Source organism: Micromonospora sp. WMMD1155, assembly GCF_029581275.1.
Lineage (GTDB): Bacteria > Actinomycetota > Actinomycetes > Mycobacteriales > Micromonosporaceae > Micromonospora.
On the sequence record NZ_CP120742.1, the window covers coordinates 1,949,747 to 1,970,214 of the forward strand.

Consider the following 20,468-nt stretch of genomic DNA (forward strand, 5'->3'; position numbering starts at 1 on the left):
CCAAGGGTACGCGGACACCCCGGGCGACCGCGCCGCGCGCCCGTGGGACCGGTCGGACGTGCCGTCAGCCGACGCGGGCGCCGGCGACCGGCCCGTGCGCGACCCGCGCCTCCCGGCACACGTCCGCGGCGGTCAGCTCGGCGGCGATCCGCTCCGCGTCGGCCGCGTCGGCGGCCAGGAACACACAGGTCGGGCCGGAGCCGGAGACGATACCGGTGAGCGCGCCCGCCTCCTCGCCGACCTTCAGGGTGTCGGCCAGCGCCGGGCGCATGGCCAGCGCGGCGTCCTGCAGGTCGTTGCCGAGCGTCCGGGCGAGCACCCGCGGGTCGCGCTGGCGCAGGGCGGCCAGCAGTTCGTCGGTGGGGCCCAGCGGGACACCGGCGGCACCGGAGTCGCGCAGCCGGTCCAGCTCGCGGTAGGCGACCGGGGTGGAGAGGCCGCCGTCGGCGATCGCCACCACCCAGTGCCAGGTGGTCGGGCGGACCAGCACCGGGCTGATCGCCTCACCCCGGCCGGTGCCCAGCGCGGTGCCACCGTAGATCAAAAACGGCACGTCGGAGCCGAGGTCGGCGGCGATCCCGGCCAGCTCGTCGCGGGACAACCCGGTGCCCCACAGGGCGTCGCAGGCCACCAGCGCGGCGGCCGCGTCGGCGCTACCACCGGCCAGCCCGCCGGCGAGCGGGATCTGCTTGCGCAGGTGCAGCCGGGCGTGCGGCAGCACGCCCGCGTACCCGGCGAGGGCGTGCGCCGCGCGGATCACCAGGTTGGAGTCGTCCAGGGCCAACTCGCCGGTGCCCTCGCCCTCCATGGTCAGGGCGAGCGTGTCGCCCCGACGGGCCGTCAGCTCGTCGTAGATCGAGATGGCGTGGTAGACCGTGTTCAGCTCGTGGTAGCCGTCCCGGCGCAGCGGGCCCACCCCGAGGTGCAGATTGACCTTGGCGGGCACCCGGACCCGCACCGGGCCGATGGCCCCACGTGGCTCGTCGTCGTCCGGTCGCCAGGCCTCGGTCACGGGGTGATGTCCCGCACGCGCAGGCGGATGTCGAACGGCTTGGCCACGATCAGCTCCTCGGCGGAGTCGGCGGCCAGCTCGTACCGGCCGTCGACCAGGTCGTACGCGTACACGTGCACCGGATTCTGCTCGATCCGCCAGTAGTGCGGAACGCCGGCGTCCGCGTAGTCGGCAGGCTTCTCCAACCGATCCCGGCGTCGGGTGCCGGGCGACACGACCTCGACGGCGAGCACGACCTGCTCGGCCTCGAAGTAGTGGTGGTCGGCCGCCACCGGACGCTTCAGCAGGACGACGTCGGGTTCGAGGGAGTTTCGGTAGTCGATCGCCACCCCGACGGCGGTGGCCGGCGTCAGCTCGACCGGCGCGTACTGCCGCAACCACATCCACAACAGGTTGCCGATGTTCTGATGAGCGAAGGTCGGGGAAGGGACCACGACGAGGACTCCGTCACGTAGCTCGACGCGGGGGGCGTCGTCGGGCAGGGCCAGCACGTCCTCGATGGTGTGGTTGGCCAGCCGCTGCCGGACAGGATCCGGGGTCCACATCCCGTGGGCGGTGGGCTCGATCGGCTGCGCAGTCACTCGTACACCTCCTCGGCGGGCACGGCGTCAGCCTACTTCGCGGCCCGCGTACCGACCGGAGCCGACGCGGCGATGGCGGCGAACTGCTCGACGGTCAGGGACTCTCCCCGAGCGCCGGGGTCGACGCCGGCCGCGGTGAGCGCGGCGGCGGCCCGGTCCGCGCCACCGGCCCAACCGGCGAGCGCGGCACGCAGCGTCTTGCGCCGCTGCGCGAACGCCGCGTCGATGACGGCGAACACCCGTTCCCGGGGTACGTCGGATCGGGGCGGTTCGTGGCAGGTGAAGGCGACCAGGCCGGAGTCGACGTTGGGCACCGGCCAGAACACGTTCGGGGGCACCCGTCCGGCGCTCTTGGCGTGGGCGTACCAGGCGAGTTTGACCGACGGGATTCCGTACACCTTGGAGCCGGGACCGGCGACCAGCCGGTCGGCGACCTCCTTCTGCACCATGACCAGACCGTGCCGCAGGGTGGGCAGCACGGCGAGCAGGTGCAGCACCACGGGCACCGCGACGTTGTAGGGCAGGTTCGCCACCAGCGCGGTCGGCGGTGGGTCGGCCACCGCGGCGGCGTCGACGCGCAGGGCGTCGGCGCGGTGCACGGTGAGCCGGTCGGCGTCCGCCGCCGCGTGCCGCGCGGCGGTCTCCGGCAGCGCCCCGGCCAGCACCGGGTCGATCTCCACGGCGTGCACGTGCGCGGCGACCGGCAGCAGCCCCAGCGTCAACGAGCCGAGCCCCGGACCGACCTCCAGTGCCACGTCGTCGGGGGTCAGACCGGCGGCGGTGACGATCCGGCGCACGGTGTTCGGGTCGTGCACGAAGTTCTGGCCCAGCTTCTTGGTGGGCGCGACGCCCAGCCGGGCGGCGAGTTCCCGGATCTCCGCCGGGCCGAGGAGACCGGTCATGCCGGGAAGCGTAGCGACGGGGTCGGTGCCGACCGTCGGGCCGGGCTCACCACGGGCCGAAGGCCCGGTCGCCGGTGGCGGAGATCGCCGCGCACAGCTCCTCCAGGTCGGTGCCGGTGGTCTGGGCGAGCGCCCGGACGGTGAGCGGGATCAGGTACGAGGCGTTGGGTCGCCCTCGGTGCGGCGTCGGGGTGAGGTACGGGGCGTCGGTCTCCACCAGGATCTGGTCGACGGGGGTGAGCGCGGCGGCCGCACGCAGCGCGGCGGCGCTGCCGAAGGTGACGGTGCCGGCGAAGCTGAGCAGGTAACCACGGCGGACGCACTCGCGGGCGAACTCGGCGTCACCGGAGAAGCAGTGCAGCACCACCCGGTCCGGAGCGCCCTCGTCGTCGAGGATCCGCAGCACGTCGGCGTGGGCGTCCCGGTCGTGGATGACCAACGCCTTGCCGTACCGCTTGGCGATGGCGATGTGCGCCCGGAAGCTCTCCTCCTGCGCGGCACGCCCTTCGTCGCCGGTCCGGAAGAAGTCCATCCCGGTCTCGCCGATCCCCCGGACCCGCTCGCGGGCGGCCAGCGACTCGATCTGCCGCAGCGCCTCGTCGAGGTCGCTCAGCCGGGGCGCCTCGTTGGGGTGCAGGGCGACGGTGGCCAGCACCGCGGGATACCGCTCGGCGGTGTCCGCGCCCCACCGGGACGAGGCGACGTCGACGCCCACCTGGACCAGCCGGTCCACCCCGACCTCGGTGGCCAGCTCGATGGCCACCGCGACCGGATCGTCGGCCGGTCCGCCGCCGGGCACACCGGCTTCGCTGACCGTGATGTCCAGGTGGGTGTGGCTGTCCAGTACCGCCCGGGGCAGCGGCTCGGGGGCGGGCGGAAATTCTCCGGCCCGCCGCGCGGCGCGCTCTCGGCGCGATTCAGTGGGCTCGCTCATCAGCGACAGCCTTACACACCGGGCCTGTCCATCTGCCCGCCACCCGACGTTCACCTCGACTACGCCGCGCGACTCTACCGTCGCCGGGGAGCGAGCGAACCGGGTCGGCAGGGCATCTCGTCGAGGGAGAGGGAGACGGCGGCATGAGCCTCACCCCCCAGACCGGCGGGGCCGCCGGCGAACGTACCGGGCTGCACGTGGCGTTCGGCGGCGGCGTGTACCCGGCCGAGGAGATCGCCCGGGGCGCCGCGTACGAGCTGTTCAGCGCCGACGAGGTGGCCGGCTTCGAGTGGGCGCCCCGACCCGGCAGCGCGCTGCCGTGGCGTCGGTTCGTGCACGTCAGCGAGGTGACCGCGGTGCACGGGGCCGGCGAGCCGGCCGACGAGCCGGAGCACCCGCTGATGATGCCCGCGCACCGCGAGCGGGGTTGGGCGTACCTGCACCAGCTCAGCCAGCAGCCGGCCGCCGCGGGTGACCCGGTGCTGGCGGCGGCGCGGGCGTCGGCGGTGGTCCGGCGGGGCACCCGGATGGTGAAGGTGCTCTCCGCTCAGCAGCTCGCCGGCTACGTGCGGGGCTGGCTGCCGCACGGCTTCTGCTACCGCGAGTACGACGTGGCGCACCTGCGTACGCCCGCGACGACGACGGTGCTGCGCACCGACGGTGACGTCGGCCGGGACGGGCCGGAGGTGGCGTACGCGCTGCGGTGGCGGGCGTCCGACCCGGGCGACTACGACGTGCCGGTGGGCGAGGCGCACCGCGGTCTGACCGCGCTGGCGTCCCGGGACCGGCTCGGTGCGCCGGTGCTGGGCACGGGCTTCGTGCCGAGCAACGGTCAGCTCATCCCGGAGTTCATCACCCGCGACTTCGCCGATCTGCCGATGCCGGCGAACGCCGCCCTGATCGCGTACCCGGCGGAGGGGGTGGAGGTGGTGCTCTACACCTACCAGGCCGAGCAGCGCGGATGGCTGCGGATGGTGGGCCCGCAGTGGCGGCACCTGCTGGCCGGTGTGCCGGGTCTCTCGCCGGACCAGGAGTACGTGCCGAACGGGGACGCGCCGCGCTCCACCCAGCTGGTGGGTCTCTACGGCGACAACGAGTACGAGGCGGTGGCCGACCTGCCCGGCGGGTTCCGGGTGCTGGCGATGACCCGGGCGGCCCGTTACCCGGTGGACGCGGTGGCCCGCCGGGTCCGGTTCGCCCAGTGGCGGGGCGTGCCCTGCCTGGTGCTGCGGGAGGAGGCCGGGTGGTTGCGGGTACGCCTGCGCTTCCCGAACCCGGAGGCGGTGGTGACGACCGGCGCGCAGTGCCACGAACGGGGCGTCTACGAGGCGTGGGCGCTGGGCACCGAGGTGACCGACGACCAGGTGATGGACACCCGGTACGCGATGTGACGCCGCGCGGCGGCAGAACCGGCTGCCGCCGCGCGTCACACTGTCATCCGGCCAGCCGGGCCAGCTCCTCGTCGACGATCGACGGGGCGAGCTTGCGGAACACCGGCTTCGGCGCCGCCAGCGGCCGGCCCACCTCGATCGGCACCGACTCCCAGCGCGCGCCGACCGTGTAGTCACCGGTGAGCACCGGGTACGCCGGCCCGCCGTCCAGGTCGTCGACCTGCTCGATGACGGGCATGGGTGCGTGCACACCGGTGCCGCCGAGCAGCTCGTACACCTGCTGCGCGGAATGCGGCAGGAACGGGGTGAGCAGCGTGTTGGCGTCGCTGATCACCTGGAGGGCGACGTGCAGGATGGTGCCCATCCGGGGCTTGTCCGCCTCGCCCTTGAGCTTCCACGGTGCCTGCTCGGAGAGGTACTTGTTGGCCTCGGCGACCACCTTCATGGCCTCACCGATGGCCTGCTTCTGCCGGTGCCGGCCGATCAGGTCACCGACCGTGGCGAACCCGGCCCGGGCCACCGCGAGCAGCGCCTCGTCGGCCTCGGTGAGCCCGGCCGGGTCGACCGGCGGGATCGCGCCGAAGTTCTTCGCCGCCATGGAGACGCACCGGTTGACCAGGTTGCCCCAGCCGGCGACCAACTCGTCGTTGTTGCGGCGGAGGAACTCGGCCCAGGTGAAGTCGGTGTCGTTGCTCTCCGGGCCGGCGGCGGCGATGAAGTAGCGCAACGCGTCCGCGTCGTATCGCTCCAGGAAGTCCCGGACGTAGATGACCACCTTGCGGGACGAGGAGAACTTGCGCCCCTCCATGGTCAGGTACTCACTGGAGACGACCTCGGTGGGCAGGTTGAGCCGACCCAGCTCGCCCGGCTCACCGTCGCGGGAGCCCGCACCGGAGTAGCCGGAGAGCAGCGCCGGCCAGATCACCGAGTGGAAGACGATGTTGTCCTTGCCCATGAAGTAGTAGGACCGGGCGTCCTTGCCGGCGTCGTCGGTCGACCACCACTTCCGCCACGCCTCGGGGTCGCCGGAGCGGCGGGCCCACTCGATCGAGGCGGACAGGTAGCCGATCACCGCGTCGAACCAGACGTAGATCCGCTTGTCCGACCGGTCCCGCCAGCCGTCCAGCGGGATGGGCACACCCCACTCCAGGTCCCTGGTGATCGCCCGGGGCTGGAGGTCGTCGAGCAGGTTGCGGGAGAACCGCAGCACGTTCGGCCGCCACCCCTCGCGGGTGTCCAGCCACTGCCGCAGCACGTCGGCCAGGGCGGGCAGGTCGAGGAAGAAGTGCTCGGTCTCGACGAACTTCGGGGCCTCGCCGTTGATCCGCGACTTCGGGTTGATCAGGTCGATCGGGTCGAGCTGGTTGCCGCAGTTGTCGCACTGGTCGCCCCGGGCGCTGTCGTACCCGCAGATCGGGCAGGTGCCCTCGATGTAACGGTCGGGCAGGGTGCGCCCGGTGGACGGGGAGATGGCCCCCATCGTGGTCTTCGGCACGATGTAGCCGTTGCGGTACATCCCCTCGAACAACTCCTGCACCACCGCGTAGTGGTTGCGGGTGGTGGTGCGGGTGAACAGGTCGTAGGAGAGGCCCAGGCCGTGCAGGTCCTCGACGATCACCCTGTTGTACCGGTCGGCCAGCTCGCGCGGGGTGACCCCGTCGGCGTCGGCCTGCACCTGGATGGGGGTGCCGTGCTCGTCGGTGCCGGAGACCATGAGCACGTCGTGGCCGGCCATCCGCATGTACCGGGCGAAGACGTCGGAGGGAACGCCGAAACCGGAGACGTGGCCGATGTGGCGGGGGCCGTTGGCGTACGGCCAGGCCACTGCCGCGAGAACGTGACTCATGAGCAGCAAGCCTAGTGACCCGTCCGGGGCGCCCGCGAACCAATGGGGGGTGCCGCGCCAGCGGACCGGGCCGACCACCTCGACCAATGGTCCGATTTGTCGCCGACACGCGGCCGAGCTGCCGGTTCCGGCCCCCGGACCGGTGTGCAATGAACATCGTGACTGGCAGACGAGCGGCACGGGAGCACGAGGACCGTAGCACCGGGCCGGCGGTCGACGACCCCGTCCCCGATTCGGCACCGCCCCGGAGTGCCGGGGTAGCACCGCAGCCCCGGTTGGTGCCCGGCACCGATCCGGGTTCCACGGCACGGCCCGGCAGCGATCCGGGTTCCACGGCACGGCCCAGTCCCATCCCCCGGCCGAAACCCACCGACCGGACCGGGGCCGACCGGCCGGAGACACCGCAGCGGACCGCGTCGTCCGGACACGCCGCCACTCCCGCCCGGCCCGCGCCGACCGCGCCGACACCCACCCCGGCCCGGCCGACGCCGGCGGCACCAGCACCGAGCCCGGCCCGACCCGGCCCGCCGGGCCCGACAGTCGACTCGGCGGCCGCCGCCAGCGAGGCCGTCGAGGTGGAGCCGACCACCGGGGCTCCGGTGGACGCGGTGCCGCGTCGCGTGCCCGTCCGGCAGCAGGGCCGCCGGCATCGGGGCCGACGGGTGGAGAGCGACGCACCGGACGACGACGTCGCCTCCTGGGCGCCGATCGAGGAGGTGCACTGGGACGGCACCCCGGTCCGCGCGGAACCGGAACCGGACCGGGACCGGGACTCCCGCCCGTCGCGACGCCGGACACCCGGCCGGGCCGCCCCGCCGCCCGACCCGCTGCCCGGCCTCGCCACGCTGGTGGCGCTGAGCCTGGCCGCGGCCTTCTTCGCCTGGGTCAGCGCCGGTCCGTTCTGGCTGGCGGTGGGGCACGCCCGAGCGGGCACCGTGGTGATCGACGGCTGCACCGGCGACGGGCTCACCCAGCGGTGCCGGGGCACGTTCACGGCGCAGGACGGGCGGTTCATCGCGCACGGGATACGGGTGAGCGGGGTGTCCGACGCCGCGAAGGCGACCGGTACGGCGCTGTCGGCGCGAATGACCGGCCCGGACGCGACGACCGCGTACGCCGACACCGGCTTGGGTCGGCACCTGCGCTGGCTGCCCGGCCTGCTGGTGGTGCTGGGCTGCACCGCCGGCATCGTCAGGTGGACCGGGTCGGCCCGGCTGCCCGGCCGTCGGCACCGCCGCTGGGCGGTGGCCGCCGCCGTCGCCGGCCCCGTGATCATCACAGTCGGTTTCCTGGCCGCCGCCTGGTGAGCGGGTGGCCGCCGAGGGTCAGCTGTGCACGATCGTGTAGACGTCCCGGCGGCGCAGCGCGTACTCGGTGGCGACTTCGGTGATGGCGTCCCGGCGGGACCGGCCGGCGGCCTCCCGCTCGGCGACCGCCGCGCGCAGGGTGTCGTCGTCCGGGCGTTCCGGGGCGGTGACCGGCGCTCCGGCCACCACCACTGTGATCTCTCCGCGCGGGTCTCCCTCGGCGGCCCACCGGGCCAGCTCGCCGAGCGGACGGCGGAGCACCTCCTCGTAGGTCTTGGTGAGTTCGCGGCAGAGCGCGGCCGGTCGGTCCGCGCCGAACGCGTCGGCGAGATCGGCGAGAGCCGCACCGATCCGGTGCGGGGCCTCGAAGAAGACGAGGGTGCGTTCCTCGGCGGCGAGCGCGCGCAGCCGGGACCGGCGGGCACCGGGGGTGCGGGGCAGGAAGCCCTCGAAGCAGAACCGGTCGCAGGGCAGACCGGAGACCGCCAGCGCGGTGGTGACCGCGCTCGGCCCGGGGGCGACGGTGACCGGCGCCCCGGCGTCCAACGCGGCGCGGACCAGCCGGTAACCGGGGTCGGAGACGCTCGGCATCCCCCCGTCGGTGACCAGGGCCACCACGTACCCGCCGAGGATGACCTCGACCAGCTCCGGGGTGCGCCGCTCCTCGTTGCCCTCGAAGTACGAGACGATGCGACCGCCGACGGTGACGTCGAGGTCGCGGGCCAGCCGGGTGAGCCGGCGGGTGTCCTCCGCCGCGACCACGTCGGCGCTGCTCAGGACCTCGCGGAAGCGGGCCGAGGCGTCGGCGGCGTTGCCGAGCGGGGCACCGAGCAGGACCAGGCGCCCAGCTTCGGACATTTCACCCACGGATTCGTCTCCTTCATCGACAGCGAATACCGGTATCAGGGACGACGGGCGCCACCGGACACGTTGGCAGCCTACGATCGCCGGGTGACGAGTGCGTCGACAGCGCAGAGCCCGAGCGCCGAGCCGGCCAAGATGGTCGAGGTGACCGGCGATCCCAGCCCCAGCCAGGAGCCGACGGCACCGGGTGCCGACGGCGGCGGCGTGTCCGCCGTGGTCCGGCGGAGGTTCGCCACCGTCGACACCAAACTGGACCGGTTCTCCTGGCTGGCCACGGCGGTGGTGGTGGCCATCGCGGCGATCCTGCGCTTCGTCGGGCTGTCCAGCCCGAAGGGCAAGATCTTCGACGAGACGTACTACGCCAAGGACGCCTACGGGTTGATCAGCCGGGCCGTCGAGTGGAACTACAAGGACAACGTCCCGTCGTACGTGGTGCACCCGCCGCTGGGCAAGTGGTTGATCGGCCTCGGCGAGTGGGCCTTCGGCTACCAGGACGCCGAGTCGAAGGTCTCCGTCCCGGGCCACCTGATCACCACCGCGCCGGAGTTCGGCTGGCGGTTCTCGGCGGCCGTGATCGGCACCCTGTCGGTGCTGCTGCTGGTGCGCATCGGTCGGCGGATGTTCCACTCGACGGTGCTCGGCTGTGCGGCGGGCCTGCTGCTCGCCCTGGACGGCTTCCATATGGTGCTGTCCCGCGCGGCGCTGCTCGACATCTTCCTGCTCTTCTTCGTGCTGGCGGCGTTCGGGGCGCTGGTGCTCGACCGGGACGCGCGCCGTCGCCGCTGGGCGCGGGCCCTTGACGACGGGCTCGACCCGAGCCGGCCGGGCCGGGCCGGCCGACCGCCGACCGGTTGGCGCACCTGGCCGTGGTGGCGACTGGCCGCCGGGGTGCTGCTCGGCTGCGCCTGCGCGGTGAAGTGGAGCGCTCTGTACTTCGTCCCGGCCTTCGCGCTGCTGGTGCTCCTCTGGGAGGTCGGCGTCCGCCGTTCGGCGGGGGTCCGCCGGCCCTGGCGGGACACCGTGCTCGACGAGCTGCCCTGGGTGGTGCTCGCCGGTGTGCTCATGGTCGGCGCCTACCTGGCCACCTGGACGGGCTGGCTGGTCACCGACGACGGCTACTACCGGCTGGCGTCGTCGACGCAGTACGCGACCGACAAGTTGAGCGACCGCCCGGTGATCGGCCCGCTGATCAACCTCTACGAGTACCACCGCGCGGCGTACGGGTTCCACGCCCAACTCGACGACGCGCACAAGTACCAGTCCTGGCCGTGGCAGTGGCTGCTGCTCGGTCGCCCGGTGGCGTTCCACTACGCCAGTGACGGCGCGTGCGGCGCGCCGACCTGTGCCTCTGAGATCCTGCTGCTCGGCACCCCGCTGCTCTGGTGGTCGTTCCTGCCCGCCCTGGTGGCGCTGGCCTGGCTCGGCCTGGCCCGTCGGGACTGGCGGGCCGGGGCGATCCTGCTGACCGTGGCGGCCGGGCTGCTGCCGTGGTTCTGGCTCGCCCTCGACGGCCGGACGATGTTCTCCTTCTACGCCGCCCCGGCGGTGCCGTTCCTCGTGCTGGCCGTGGTGTACGTGTTGGGCGCGCTGATCGCTCCCGCCGGGGGTGACGTGGGTGAGGTGGCGCCTTTGGTGCCCGGCGACCCGAGTTACGAACGTCGACTGGTGGGCAGCATCGCCGCCGGGGCGTACGTGTTGCTGGTGGGGCTCTGCTTCGCGTACTTCTATCCGATCTTCGTCGGCAAGGTGATCCCGTACTCGGACTGGCTGTCCCGGATGTGGCTCGACGGTCGGTGGATATAAGCACCGACAGGCGACGCGCCGCACAGCGCGACGAATAAGGGCCCGCACGCTTCGGCGTGCGGGCCCTTATTGAACAAAGACGCGCGCCCCGATCGCCTGCCACGGGGGAAGCGGGCGATTGGGGCGCGCATGAAGAGCTTAACCACCGCGCACCACCGGCACAACGGGTCGACTTGGGTCAGATTTCCGACGGATGGCGGCCGGACCGACAACCGCCATTCTCCAGTTGACCGAGGGTGACCTGGCGTGGACCCAGAGCGCGGAGGCGCCCGGATGCTCCTATAGAAGTCAAGGGGTGTTGAGGGCGGTGAAGTCGGCGAGGAGGGCGGTGTGGACCTCGCGGACGATGTAGCGCTTGAGGCAGCGCATGATCTCTTTTTTGTTGAGTCCTTGTTTGGTGCGTTTGTCGACGTAGGCGCGGGTGCGGGGGTCGTAGCGCATGCGGACCAGGGCGATGGTGTGCAGGGCTGAGTTGGCGGCTCTATCGCCGCCGCGGTTGAGGCGGTGCCGATCGGTGCGTCCGCTGCTGGCGGGGATGGGTGCGGCTCCGCAGAGGTGGGCCAGGGCGGCGTCGGAACGCAGCCGGTCGGGGTTGTCGCCGGCGGTGGTCAGGAGCTGTCCGGCGACGTCGGGGCCGACGCCATAGACGGCGCTCAGGTGTGGGGCGGTGCGGGCGACGACGGGTCGTAGCCGGCGATCGGCCTGGTTGATCTCGGTGGTCAGGGTCTGGATCCGGGTGGCGATCACGGCCAGGGCCGCCTTGGTGGCTTCCACAGGGTCGGTGAGCCGGGTCTCGTTGACGGGCAGTGCGGCGCATCGGTTGACGAGTGTCGTTGCCGGACCGTTGAGTTCTTGGCGCAGCGTGTCGGGCGCGGAGGCGATCAGCCCGTGCAGCTGGTTGAGGGCAGCGGTGCGGGCCTTGACCGCTCCGCGTCGGGCGACCCGCAGGGCGCGGATGGCTTCGACGGGGCCGGTGCGGGTCTTGGGTGTGCCGTTGGCCTGCCCGGACAGGGCCGCGCGGGCAGCGGCGAGCGCGTCCAAGGGGTCGGACTTACCTTTGGCGCGGCGGGCCCGCCGATCGGGGCGGTCGACCTCGACCAGGGCGATGCCACGAGCGGTGAGGAAGCGGGCAAGTCCGGCGCCGTAGGTGCCGGTGCCTTCCACGCCTACCTTCACCACCGCACCGAACCCCCGCAGCCAGGCCAGCAGGAGCTGGTAGCCGGCGGTGGTAGCCGGGAACTCCTGATCACCCAGAATCCGGCCGGCCTGATCAACCGCCGCCGCGTGATGAGTCTTGCCGTGGGTATCGACTCCGCCTGTGACCTGACGCTTCCTGGCTGCCATGCTGAAACCGTCGTCCCTCTCGCTTGCACCGAACAGGGTCGGCACGCACCGCCGGGACGGGCGGACAGGACAGTGATGGGACCTCTTGCACAGGCTCCTATCAGGTCACGAACGCCCCGCAGGTGAGTGCAGGAACGGGTCACCCGGACAGGCCGACGAATCCGCTAGAAGACGCCAACGTCAGTCAGAGGCTGAGTCAGACCAGCCGGGTGATCCGCTCCTACATCCTCACTGTCAGGGGTTGTCGCCGATCCGGCCGGCGGTCGAGCGCGACGGCCTGGACGCGACCAGGCTGACGACCCATCGGATCTCGATCTTCGCCACCCGAACGATCATCCAAAGTGGATCTCACTACACTGCGGGCCGTGATCAACTTCAGACGATCGACGGCCGTCCTTCTCGGACTGCTGGCGACCACCGCGCTGGCCGGGCCCACCCCGGCGCGGGCCGACGAGGAGCCGGCACCCGAACCACCCCGGGTCGAACTGGTACTCGACGTCAGTGGCTCGATGCGCGCCGCCGACATCGACGGGCGCAGCCGGATCTCGGTGGCCCAGCAGGCCTTCAACGAGGTGGTGGACGCGCTGCCGGAGGAGACCCAGCTCGGCATCCGGGTGCTCGGCGCGACCTACCGGGGCAAGGACAAGAAGGTCGGCTGCCAGGACACCCAGCAGATCGTGCCGGTCGGCCCGGTGGACCGGAGCGCGGCCAAGGCGGCGGTGGCGACGCTACGGCCGACCGGGTTCACACCCGTCGGCCTCGCACTGCGCTCCGCCGCACAGGACCTGGGCACCGGAGCCACCACCCGTCGGATCGTGCTGATCACCGACGGCGAGGACACCTGCGCTCCGCCCGACCCGTGCGAGGTGGCCCGCGAGTTGGCCGCCCAGGGCACCAGCCTGGTCGTCGACACCCTCGGCCTGGCCCCCGACGAGAAGGTCCGCCGGCAACTGCTCTGCATCGCCGGCGCGACCGGAGGCACCTACACCGCCGCGCAGAGCGCCGAGGAGCTGACCGGTCGGATCAAGCAGCTCGTCGAGCGGGCCGGTGACACGCACACCCGCGCCCCGACCGTCGTCGGCGGCGCGACCGCCTGCGACTCGGCACCGCTGCTCGCCCCCGGTGTCTACGCCGACCGGGAGGCGTTCTCCGAGCACCGCTATTACCGGGTGCCGGTACGCCCCGGGCAGGAGCTGCGGGCCTCGGTGAGCATCGCGCTGGACCGACCCGTGAACCGGGACTACGGGGTGCTGCTGCGGGCCACCGCGGCGGACGGACGGGAACTGGTCCGGGGCGCGGACGCCGGCAGCGGACGCGCCGACGTGCTCTCCGCCGGGTTGCGCTGGTCGGCCACCGCCGACGACGAGGACGCCACCGAGACCGCGGAGAGTTCCGCGCCGGTCGTCGAACCCACCACCGTCTGCCTGGTGGTGAGCAACTCGTTCGCCCCGCGCCCCGGCACCGCGGCCACCCCCGGCATGCCGGTGGAGTTGACAGTCGACGTGGTCGCCGCCGCGCCCGCTCCGGACGGGCCGGACCTCGGCCGGGGTTGGGTGCTGCTCGCCCTGCTCACCGTCGCCGGGCTGATCACCGGCCTGCTCGCCGGACTGCTCACCCGTTGGTGGGTCGCCACCTGGAGGGAGAACTGATGCGCAGCGCACTGTTCCGGTCGCTGGCGGCGCTCTTCGCCGTCGGTGGGGCCGCCCTGCTCCCGGTCGCCGCCGTCGCCGCTCCGAGCCCCTCGCCGGGAGCCACGCCGGTGAACCGGGCCGGCACGTCGTTCCTCACCGCCACCCCGATCTCCGCCGGCCAACCGGTACGGGTGGACGCCTCGATCGGTGACCACCTCTACTGGGCGTTCTCGGCGAAGGCCGGTCAGGTGCACGAGATCACCGCGACCGTCACCTTCCCGAAGGGACGCAGCGGCGCCTCCACCTGGACGGTCGACGTCTTCGACGGGCTGCGCCGCCGCCAGGCGTGCACCGCCGGGGCGCAGACCCCGACGGTCGACGCGAAGGCGTCGAACGTGACGCTGGGCTGCACGTTGCGCGAGGTGCGGGCGTGGGCGGAGCCCTGGTCGGCCGACCCGCTGCCCGGCACGTACGTCATCCGGCTCTCCGTGATCGACCTGCCCGAGCCGGACCTGGGCGCACCTGTCGACGTGGACCTGCTGGTCGGCACGGTGGCCGACCGGGGCACGTCGGCCGACGACGGTGAGTTGGCCGCACCGCTGGTGCCGAACACCAAGGCGGGCACGGTGCTCAACGCCGTACCCGTGGCGGATCCGGAGGCCGACGACGACAGCGACCCGCTCACCGACTGGTTGCCGGACCTCGGGTCGCGCTGGGTCTGGACCGGCGTCGGCGGCGTGCTCGCCGCGGTGGCCGGCGTGGTCGGTTTCGCGATGACCAGGCGGCCCCGGCGTCGCTGAAAGCAGCTCGGGCCGCTGGTGGCCCCGCCTCGGCGGGGCCACCAGCGGTCAGGCGCGCCGGGAACCGCGTGGCAACCAGCCGATGAACCGGTCCTGGAGCGACATGACCGGGGCGGTCCGCAGGTCCTCCGTGGCGGCGGCGAGGCACGAGCCCAGGTAGACGCTGAGCATCGCCCGGTCTCCCCCGTACTCCGCCAGCAGGCGGCTGCGCTTCGTCGCGCAGGGCCACTCGTCACCGCAGGAGCCGCAGCTCCAGCAGGGGGTTTTCGGGGCGTGATCGTCCACCTGCACCCCCGGCCGTTCGGCACCATCGGTCATCGCACGTCCTTCTTCCAGATGTCCACGGGACTGGGCGGCTGCCGTGCCCGGCCAGTTGTTGATGGTGGTCCCCCCGGAGCCATCAGAGAGGGCGCTACACGTCCCTCCGGTGTTACATCTTTGCGGTAGCTTCTCCGGTCATGGGAGTCGGAAAGTTGACGCTTGACCGCATGGTCCAGCACTACCGATCAGTAGGCCGACACCGTGCGTGACATTTTTCCCGCGACAGTCGCCGTGGCGGTCGCCGGATCGGACGACTGGCTCGGCGCGCTGCTCCCCGCCGAGCAGGCATGCCTCGGCGAACGGGCGGTGGAGACCCGTCGGCGGGACTTCGCCGCCGGCCGGTCATGCGCCCGCCGGGCCATGACCGATCTGGGCCTGCCGCCGACGGCCGTGCCGGCCGCCCCCGACCGCTCGCCCGTCTGGCCCGCCGGGGTGGTCGGCACCATCACCCACACCACCGGCTACTGCGCCGCCGCGGCGGCGCACACCACCGACGTCCGGTCCGTCGGCATGGACGCCGAGCAACACCACGAGATCAATCCGGGTGTACGCCGAATGGTGCTGCTGCCCGAGGAGGAAGCCCTCTGCGCGGGGCTGCCCGGCGACACCTCCTGGCCAGTCGTCGTGTTCAGCGCCAAGGAGACCGTCTACAAGGTCTGGTATCCGGTCGTCGGGACGTGGTTGGGCTTCTTCGACGCCCACCTCGACATCGACCCGGACGCGGGCACCTTCACCGCCCGCATCGCACCGGCCCGCCTCGACGAGGCGTCGGTCGAGGATCCGCCGGCCACCGTCACCGGCCGGTTCGTCGTCGCCGACGGGCTCGTTCGCACCGCCGCCGTCCTGCCGCGGCGCTGATCCGGCAGCGGCCACAGTGGCCGAAAACGATCGGCTGACGGCCGTCCAGGTTGTCCGGAGGAACGCGACACCGGCCGTGGGACGGGCTCCGGCGCGGCGATCGGGCAATTCGCCACGCACGGTAGCGTCGGCGGGTTCCCCGAACCACACGTACCGAGGCGTCAAGGAGTACGGTGACCCACCCCCAGCCCTCCGCCGGGCCGCAGGACCCCCAACAGCCGAACCAGGAGCCGCCGACGCAGCCGTCCCCGACGACACCGCCGCAGCCGGCCGGTGACCCGGCGGGTCCGCAGACACCGCCGCCCAGTCCGTGGTCGGCGGCGGGGAGCGCGTCGCAGCCGCCGTTCTCGGGTGCCGCGTACCCGGTGGCGGGCGGGCCCGGCTATCCGCTCGCCGCACCCCCAACGGTGCCGGCGCAGGGGTCCAAGAAGACCGTCGTGGTCGTCGCGGTCACCGCCGCCGTACTCACCCTGCTCGTCTGCGCCGGCGGCATCGTGGCCGTCGTCATCGGCGCCAACCGGGTCGCGCCCAGGGTGACCGAGGCGGGCCCCACCCCCGGGGTGACCCGGCGCGCGATCCAGCCGCCCGCCGAGGCCCCCTCGTCTGCGCTGCCGAGCGGCGACACCCGCAACATGTCGCCCGGCGACACCCTCGTCGTCGACGGCGACGAGGGCACCATCGAGATCACCGTGACGAGGTTCAGCACCGCCACCAAGCCCTGCACGGCCTACGGCCTCAAGCCCGACGAGGGGATGTACGTGATCGCCGACGTGACGCTCACCGTCACCAAGGGCACCGCCTCGGCGAATCCTCTCTTCTTCAACTGGGTCGCCGCCGACGGCAGCGAGGCCAACGCGATCGCCGGGGCCTTCTCCGGCTGCGGCAAGCCGATGCCGTCCGCCGAGGAGCTGCCCGCCGGCACCAGGCGCACCGGCAGCGTCGTGTTCGACGTACACGACACCTCGGGAGTGCTGGAGTACCAGCCCATGTTCGAGACCGCGGGCTCCTGGAAGCCGTGATCCGCTGACGCGGCGTGGGGCCGACCCGGACGGGCCGGCCCCACGCTGTTGCGAGACCCGGTGGGTCAGCAGCCCGTCCAGCGCACCGGAGTCACCCGGTCGGCGTGGACGTTGCGGAACCCGACGATGGTGCCGGTGTCGGAGATGGACCGGGCACCGACGCCCACCCCTTCGCCGCCGCCCGGGAGGACCCGGGAGGTGGCGCCCCGGCCAACGCGGTCACCGCCCACCACGACGCCCTTGACGTTGACGTCCGTCAGCGCCGGCATCTCCGGGTCGAGCTTCGTGTACGACCCGTTGCGGAGGTCCCACCGTACTTTGGTCGAGCTGGTGCCGCCCAGCCACACCGCCCCGATCGCCCAGCGGCCCGCCGCCGCGCTGGCCATGCTCCAATCGGCGCCCGGGGCCGTGAGCGCGTCGATCCGGCCGTTCGGCCGGCGGACCCAACTGTTCCAGTCTCCGAAGGGTCCCGCGCTACCGACGATGGTTCCGTTGTCCGTGATCCCACTCGCCTGGGCATTGGCCGGGGCCTTCAGCACCTCGACAGTGCCCGGACGAGCGGCCGGCCAGCGCAGCGCGACGAACTCCCCGGGCACGATGTCCAAGCCGTAGCCGACGATGTCGCCCGCGTCGTTGATGGCGGTGACGTAGGTGCCGGTGGACGGCGGCACCGGCAACTGCTCGAGCTTGCCGTCGCGGTAGATCCACGGCTGCCCGCTGCCGGTTCCCAGCCCTGAACCGTTGCCGATCACGACGCCGTCGGCGTTGACGTCGACCGGCTCGGCCATCCCCGGCACCTCGACCTCGGTGACCTGCTGCCCGTCCCAGAACAGCAGCAGGTACTGGTTGTCGGTCTCACCGACCCGCAGGGCCGTGCCGGCGACGTAACGACCCGTCGGGTCGATGACGTACGCGTCGGCCCGGTAGGTGTCGGCCGGGTACGGCAGCGTGCTGATCGTGCAGGTACGCACTGCCACGCCGCCGGGCGCGGCGCTCGCCGTCGCGGAGACGGCGACGCCGAGAGAGGTGGCCAGCAGAGCGGTGGCGGCGGTGCCGGCGAGCATCCTGCGCCGAGTCCTTCGAATCATCCTTACTCCCCGTGTCGGCCCGGGCGCTCCCGGGCGTCGGTCGATACGGGAATCACCCGCGAGTGGACCTCGCGGTTGCGGCATGTCGGGGAAGGGACAGAAGCGGAGCTACCTCGCCCAGGTCTCGGCGGTGGTGGTGACCGCCTGGCCGGTGCGGACGGATTCCCCGATGGCCAGGCTGATCAGATGGTCCTGGCAGGCTTCGGCGAGCGGATACGGCGCGGGGCCCTCCTCCCTCGCCCATGCACCGGCGCGAACGACGATGTCGGCGACCGCGATGTCGTCGTCGGACATTCCACTGCCGACGAACGGGTTTCGGTAGACCACGTCGCCGTCGAAGCTGATGTGCTTCAGGTCGAGCCCTTCCAGGTTGAGGTCGAGACCGGTCTGACGTCGGACCAGCGACGACTCCACCGGTGTGGTCGGATCGAGCAGGCGGACGACCCGGTCGTCCACCAACTCGCCGAGCGACCCCCGCACCACCAGCCGCCGTCCCCGCAGCGGATTCCACCACTGGTTGTCGGTGAAGTCGTAGAGACCCATCCGCCCACCGAAATCGATCGTCGCCAGGGTGGTGGAAAGCTGCCGCGGGGTGTCGTCACCGCTCCAGCCGGACGGCGACAGGGGGTCGGCGAGCGGCGCGACGAAGGCGCGGGCGCTCACCTCGGCGGCGTCGAAACCGACACCGAGCAGACCACGGATCAGCGAGACCGCGTGGTAGAGGTGCGTCGAGGAGATCTGCACGGAGGTCGGTTCACCGAGCACCCCGGCACGGACCAGCGCCAGCCGGGCCGCATGCCCGGGCATCAGCAGGTACTGCTCGGCGACCTGCACCAGGTCACTGCCGCCGACGTCGGCCCAGAGCGCGCGCAGCCCGGTCAGGTCCGGCGCGGGCGGCGTCTCGGCGAGCACCGGTACGCGGGCCACGACCAACTCCCGGGTCACGTCCGGGGTCGCGGACCAGGGCACCGACACGATGACGAAGTCCGGCCGCTCGTGGGCGAGCAGTTCGGCAGTCGTGCGGAAGGTCGGTACGTCCCACGCGGCGGTGACCGCGGCACCACGCGACTCGGTGCGCGTTACCACCCCGGTCACCCGCAGCCGCTCCGGCAGGAGCCGCGCCAGACGGAGGAAGAACTCACCCCGCCAGCCACTGCCGACGATGCCGAACCGGGTCTGGGTGGCGGAATCCATGTGTGCACTCCTCACGTCGAGATCCGGATGCTAGCCGCTCCGAGGGCTACGCCTCTCGCTACCGTGGTGGCCGGTTGCCCACCGGGGCGACTCTGCGCACGTTCTTCGGCTAGCACCAACCGTTCCCGACCGTCGCGCCGCTGCGGCTCGGCCTGATCCCGGTCACGACCGAGCGATCCGCCTGACCCTCCACCGGGTTCGGTGGCCGGCGGCGGCCGGGCCCGTTCCCAAGTTGATCCACACTGACTAGCCTCGATGCCGTGCAGATCGGCGTGAACGTACCGAACTTCGCCCCTGGCACGGATCCCGACGTGCTGCGACAGTGGGCCCAGACGGTCGAGGGTCTCGGCTTCGACCTGCTGATGGTCTCCGACCACATCGTGGTGACCCCGGACGTGGCCGAGCAGTATCCTGCGCCGTTCTACGAACCGTTCACCACGCTGTCCTGGCTGGCCGGGGTGACCCGACGGGTCCGGCTCGGCACCACAGTGCTCATCGTCCCCTACCGGCATCCGCTGCTCACCGCCCGGATGGCGGCCAACCTCAACCGTCTCAGCGGGGGTCGGCTCGTCCTCGGCGTCGGCGTCGGTTGGGCCCGGCAGGAGTTCGAGGCGCTCGGAGTCCCGTACCACCGGCGAGGCGCCCTCACCGACGAACACCTACAAGCCATGCGCGACGCCTGGCGCGACAGCGACGACTACGACACCGAACCCATCCCCCTCTGGGTCGGCGGCAACAGCGACGCCGGCATTCGTCGAGCCGTACGACTCGGAGACGCCTGGCACCCACTGCGCCTCACGCCCACCCAACTCACCGACGCAGCCGGACGCCTCGACGCCGTCGCCGCCGACCTGGGCCTCCCCAGGCCCGCGTTGGTGCCGCGCATCGCCCTCCAGGAAACCCGCACGCCGGTCACCGACCCGGGCCGGCTCGCCGGTGTCGGCACCATCGAGCAGATCACCGCCGACCTCGACCGGATCCGGCTGCTCGGCGCGGAGACGGTGGTGCTCGACCCGTTCAACGGAGACCTGACCGAGATCCGCCAGCCCGAACGCGCCTGGCGAACCCTCGCGGCCGTGGCCGCGTACGCCAAGAGCCAGGAGGACCGATGACGCCCGACGACGAACGACTTCTCCGCCGTGCCGTGCAGATCGCCGGCGAGGCCGGCGCATCCGGCGAACGGCCGTTCGGCTCGCTGCTCGCCGCCGCGGACGGAACCGTCCTGATCGAGGACCACAACACGGTGGTCTCCGACTCGGACATCACCGCCCACCCGGAACTGAAGCTGGCCCGGTGGGCCGCCCGGGAACTCGCCCCGGACGTGGCCGCCGACACCACCATGTACACCAGTTGCCAGCCCTGCCCGATGTGCGCGACCGCCATCGACCGCTCCGGCCTCGGCCGGGTGGTCTACGCCCTGTCCTCGGAGCAGTTCGATGAGGTCAAGCCGGCCACCCCTGCCCTGCCCCCGGTGCGCTACGAGGGGCCGGCACTCTTCGACGAGGCCCGCCGCCCGATTGACGACCACTACTGACCGATCGAGGCAGCAGGCTCCACTTTGTACGATCTGTCG

General features: G+C 72.4%; 19 protein-coding genes. 9 read left to right on the forward strand and 10 right to left on the reverse strand.

Annotated features, from left to right (window positions below; translation table 11 throughout):
• Positions 1 to 64: 64 nt before the first annotated feature.
• From O7617_RS08635 to O7617_RS08650, 4 genes are read right to left on the reverse strand one after another with little or no spacing between them, the layout of a single operon-like run.
• Positions 65 to 1,012 (reverse strand): 4-(cytidine 5'-diphospho)-2-C-methyl-D-erythritol kinase, encoded by a 948-nt coding sequence (locus O7617_RS08635; protein WP_282262695.1) that lies wholly within the window; start codon positions 1,010 to 1,012, stop codon positions 65 to 67.
• On the reverse strand, positions 1,009 to 1,593 hold the full coding sequence (locus O7617_RS08640; RefSeq protein WP_282262696.1) for a Uma2 family endonuclease: 585 nt from the start codon (positions 1,591 to 1,593) through the stop codon (positions 1,009 to 1,011). The genes O7617_RS08635 and O7617_RS08640 overlap by 4 nt, the downstream gene beginning before the upstream one ends.
• A 32-nt stretch (positions 1,594 to 1,625) precedes the next feature.
• On the reverse strand, positions 1,626 to 2,495 hold the full coding sequence (gene rsmA, locus O7617_RS08645; protein WP_282262697.1) for a 16S rRNA (adenine(1518)-N(6)/adenine(1519)-N(6))-dimethyltransferase RsmA: 870 nt from the start codon (positions 2,493 to 2,495) through the stop codon (positions 1,626 to 1,628).
• A gap of 46 nt (positions 2,496 to 2,541) precedes the next feature.
• Positions 2,542 to 3,429 (reverse strand): TatD family hydrolase, encoded by an 888-nt coding sequence (locus O7617_RS08650; protein WP_282262699.1) that lies wholly within the window; start codon positions 3,427 to 3,429, stop codon positions 2,542 to 2,544.
• Between the two features lie 143 nt (positions 3,430 to 3,572).
• Between O7617_RS08650 and O7617_RS08655 the strand changes: the two genes are divergently transcribed.
• Positions 3,573 to 4,820, forward strand: a complete 1,248-nt coding sequence (locus O7617_RS08655; protein WP_282262701.1) for a hypothetical protein — start codon at positions 3,573 to 3,575, stop codon at positions 4,818 to 4,820.
• 43 nt (positions 4,821 to 4,863) lie between these two features.
• Here O7617_RS08655 and metG read toward each other — a convergent pair whose 3' ends face one another.
• Positions 4,864 to 6,666 (reverse strand): methionine--tRNA ligase, encoded by a 1,803-nt coding sequence (gene metG, locus O7617_RS08660; RefSeq protein ID WP_282262703.1) that lies wholly within the window; start codon positions 6,664 to 6,666, stop codon positions 4,864 to 4,866.
• A gap of 158 nt (positions 6,667 to 6,824) precedes the next feature.
• On the opposite strand from metG, the gene O7617_RS08665 reads away from it, so the two are divergent.
• On the forward strand, positions 6,825 to 7,973 hold the full coding sequence (locus O7617_RS08665; protein WP_282262705.1) for a hypothetical protein: 1,149 nt from the start codon (positions 6,825 to 6,827) through the stop codon (positions 7,971 to 7,973).
• Positions 7,974 to 7,991: 18 nt separating this feature from the next.
• On the opposite strand, the gene rsmI is transcribed toward O7617_RS08665, so the two are convergent.
• Complete coding sequence (gene rsmI / locus O7617_RS08670; RefSeq protein ID WP_282262707.1) at positions 7,992 to 8,840, reverse strand: 16S rRNA (cytidine(1402)-2'-O)-methyltransferase; 849 nt, start codon at positions 8,838 to 8,840, stop codon at positions 7,992 to 7,994.
• Positions 8,841 to 8,972: 132 nt separating this feature from the next.
• Between rsmI and O7617_RS08675 the strand changes: the two genes are divergently transcribed.
• A complete protein-coding gene (locus O7617_RS08675) occupies positions 8,973 to 10,640 on the forward strand; it encodes a phospholipid carrier-dependent glycosyltransferase (RefSeq protein WP_282264680.1) in 1,668 nt (555 codons plus the stop codon).
• Between the two features lie 288 nt (positions 10,641 to 10,928).
• Here the strand turns inward: O7617_RS08675 and O7617_RS08680 are convergent, their stop codons facing one another.
• Positions 10,929 to 11,984 (reverse strand): IS110 family transposase, encoded by a 1,056-nt coding sequence (locus tag O7617_RS08680; protein WP_282257763.1) that lies wholly within the window; start codon positions 11,982 to 11,984, stop codon positions 10,929 to 10,931.
• Positions 11,985 to 12,349: 365 nt separating this feature from the next.
• On the opposite strand from O7617_RS08680, the gene O7617_RS08685 reads away from it, so the two are divergent.
• A complete protein-coding gene (locus O7617_RS08685) occupies positions 12,350 to 13,633 on the forward strand; it encodes a VWA domain-containing protein (RefSeq protein ID WP_282262708.1) in 1,284 nt (427 codons plus the stop codon).
• Positions 13,633 to 14,415, forward strand: coding sequence for a peptidase (locus tag O7617_RS08690; RefSeq protein WP_282262711.1), 783 nt, complete (start codon positions 13,633 to 13,635; stop codon positions 14,413 to 14,415). Before O7617_RS08685 ends, O7617_RS08690 begins: the two co-directional genes overlap by 1 nt.
• Before the next feature lie 48 nt (positions 14,416 to 14,463).
• Here O7617_RS08690 and O7617_RS08695 read toward each other — a convergent pair whose 3' ends face one another.
• Complete coding sequence (locus O7617_RS08695) at positions 14,464 to 14,733, reverse strand: hypothetical protein (RefSeq protein ID WP_282262713.1); 270 nt, start codon at positions 14,731 to 14,733, stop codon at positions 14,464 to 14,466.
• Between the two features lie 204 nt (positions 14,734 to 14,937).
• Here O7617_RS08695 and O7617_RS08700 point away from each other — a divergent pair, with 204 nt between their 5' ends.
• Entirely contained in the window at positions 14,938 to 15,594 is a 657-nt protein-coding gene (locus O7617_RS08700; protein ID WP_282262715.1) for a 4'-phosphopantetheinyl transferase superfamily protein, read from the forward strand.
• Between the two features lie 173 nt (positions 15,595 to 15,767).
• Positions 15,768 to 16,613, forward strand: a complete 846-nt coding sequence (locus O7617_RS08705; protein WP_282262717.1) for a hypothetical protein — start codon at positions 15,768 to 15,770, stop codon at positions 16,611 to 16,613.
• 65 nt (positions 16,614 to 16,678) lie between these two features.
• On the opposite strand, the gene O7617_RS08710 is transcribed toward O7617_RS08705, so the two are convergent.
• Positions 16,679 to 17,701: a hypothetical protein gene (locus O7617_RS08710; protein WP_282262719.1), complete on the reverse strand. Its 1,023-nt coding sequence runs from the start codon at positions 17,699 to 17,701 to the stop codon at positions 16,679 to 16,681.
• A gap of 108 nt (positions 17,702 to 17,809) precedes the next feature.
• The gene (locus O7617_RS08715; RefSeq protein WP_282262720.1) at positions 17,810 to 18,895 is read right to left on the reverse strand and encodes a Gfo/Idh/MocA family oxidoreductase; all 1,086 of its coding nucleotides are present in this window, start codon (positions 18,893 to 18,895) and stop codon (positions 17,810 to 17,812) included.
• 260 nt (positions 18,896 to 19,155) lie between these two features.
• Here O7617_RS08715 and O7617_RS08720 point away from each other — a divergent pair, with 260 nt between their 5' ends.
• A complete protein-coding gene (locus O7617_RS08720; RefSeq protein WP_282262722.1) occupies positions 19,156 to 20,007 on the forward strand; it encodes an LLM class flavin-dependent oxidoreductase in 852 nt (283 codons plus the stop codon).
• The gene (locus O7617_RS08725) at positions 20,004 to 20,429 is read left to right on the forward strand and encodes a nucleoside deaminase (protein ID WP_282262723.1); all 426 of its coding nucleotides are present in this window, start codon (positions 20,004 to 20,006) and stop codon (positions 20,427 to 20,429) included. Before O7617_RS08720 ends, O7617_RS08725 begins: the two co-directional genes overlap by 4 nt.
• Positions 20,430 to 20,468: the final 39 nt, after the last annotated feature.

Coding starts and splice junctions, on each gene's coding strand:
- rsmA (WP_282262697.1), bottom strand. CDS start 2,495: ATGACCGGTCTCCTCGGCCCGGCGGAGATCCGGGAACTCGCCGCCCGG.
- O7617_RS08650 (WP_282262699.1), bottom strand. CDS start 3,429: ATGAGCGAGCCCACTGAATCGCGCCGAGAGCGCGCCGCGCGGCGGGCC.
- O7617_RS08655 (WP_282262701.1), top strand. CDS start 3,573: ATGAGCCTCACCCCCCAGACCGGCGGGGCCGCCGGCGAACGTACCGGG.
- metG (WP_282262703.1), bottom strand. CDS start 6,666: ATGAGTCACGTTCTCGCGGCAGTGGCCTGGCCGTACGCCAACGGCCCC.
- O7617_RS08675 (WP_282264680.1), top strand. CDS start 8,973: ATGGTCGAGGTGACCGGCGATCCCAGCCCCAGCCAGGAGCCGACGGCA.
- O7617_RS08680 (WP_282257763.1), bottom strand. CDS start 11,984: ATGGCAGCCAGGAAGCGTCAGGTCACAGGCGGAGTCGATACCCACGGC.
- O7617_RS08690 (WP_282262711.1), top strand. CDS start 13,633: ATGCGCAGCGCACTGTTCCGGTCGCTGGCGGCGCTCTTCGCCGTCGGT.
- O7617_RS08695 (WP_282262713.1), bottom strand. CDS start 14,733: ATGACCGATGGTGCCGAACGGCCGGGGGTGCAGGTGGACGATCACGCC.
- O7617_RS08710 (WP_282262719.1), bottom strand. CDS start 17,701: ATGATTCGAAGGACTCGGCGCAGGATGCTCGCCGGCACCGCCGCCACC.
- O7617_RS08715 (WP_282262720.1), bottom strand. CDS start 18,895: ATGGATTCCGCCACCCAGACCCGGTTCGGCATCGTCGGCAGTGGCTGG.
- O7617_RS08725 (WP_282262723.1), top strand. CDS start 20,004: ATGACGCCCGACGACGAACGACTTCTCCGCCGTGCCGTGCAGATCGCC.